The organism is Curtobacterium sp. B8 (assembly GCF_000333315.1).
GTDB classification, from domain to species: Bacteria; Actinomycetota; Actinomycetes; order Actinomycetales; family Microbacteriaceae; genus Curtobacterium; species Curtobacterium luteum.
On the sequence record NZ_BACW01000093.1, the window covers coordinates 1 to 946 of the forward strand.

The 946-nt window shown below is 72.0% G+C and carries 2 protein-coding genes; one reads left to right on the forward strand and one right to left on the reverse strand.

The features are described 5' to 3' along the window. A partial coding sequence (locus I59_RS21225; protein WP_034304916.1) for an MFS transporter occupies positions 1-270 on the forward strand: 270 nt, incomplete at its 5' end. Here the strand turns inward: I59_RS21225 and I59_RS20550 are convergent. Continuing rightward, on the reverse strand, positions 153-946 hold a 794-nt coding region (locus I59_RS20550), incomplete at its 5' end, for a DUF58 domain-containing protein (RefSeq protein ID WP_148286048.1). The two genes, I59_RS21225 and I59_RS20550, sit on opposite strands and share 118 nt — an antisense overlap.

Genomic DNA, 946 nt, shown 5'->3' on the forward strand with positions numbered 1-946 from the left:
ATTCTTCTCGCTTCCGGCGGCATCGGGATGCCCGCGTTGCAGGCCATGCTGTCCAGGCAGGTAGATGACGACCATCAGGGACAGCTTCAAGGATCGCTCGCGGCTCTTACCAGCCTAACTTCGATCATTGGACCGCTGATCGTCACGGCGATTTATGCCGCCTCGGCGAGCACATGGAACGGGTTGGCATGGATTGTAGGCGCCGCCCTATACCTTGTCTGCCTCCCCGCGTTGCGTCGCGGTGCATGGAGCCGGGCCACCTCGACCTGAATGGAAGCCGGCGGCACCTCGCTAACGGATCGCCACCCGCCACGGTCGAGGATGCCGCGGACGACGGGCTCGGGCGGGACGATGGTGGCGAGGATGCCGCGGCTCGACCCGATGGTGGCGGAGACGAGCTCGGCCGCCTGCTCCGCCGTGCACCGGCCCGTGACCACCGCGGTCATCCCGTGGACGTCGCGCCCGCGGACGTCGGGCAGGACCTCGGTGACGTCGCGAGCGTCCGAGCGGACCCGCACGTCGGCGAGCCCGACCAGGACGTCGGTCAGTCCTCCGGCGTCCCCCGCGTGCCGGGTGATCCCGTCGGGGTCGTCGCTGACCAGGACGACACGTGAGGTCCGCGCGGCGAGGGCCCGGGCGACGCTCGCGGCCACGACCACGGCGTGCTCGAACGCCGCGTCGCCGCCCAGGTCGGACAGCTCGGCGAGGTCGTCGCGGCCGAGGCGTTGGTAGGACTCGCGTCGGACGTCGAGCGCGATGACGGCCTCCGGCGGCTGGGCCTGCGTGGTCTGGCGGACGTGGAGTTCACCGCGGCGCGCGCTCTGCCCCCAGTGCACCCGACGGATCGGGTCCCCGGGTCGGTACGGGCGCAGTTCGCTGTCGTCCGCCGAACCGCCCTGGCCGACCCGGCCCTCGTCCCGCGACACCGCTCCGGCGAGCGCGCCCG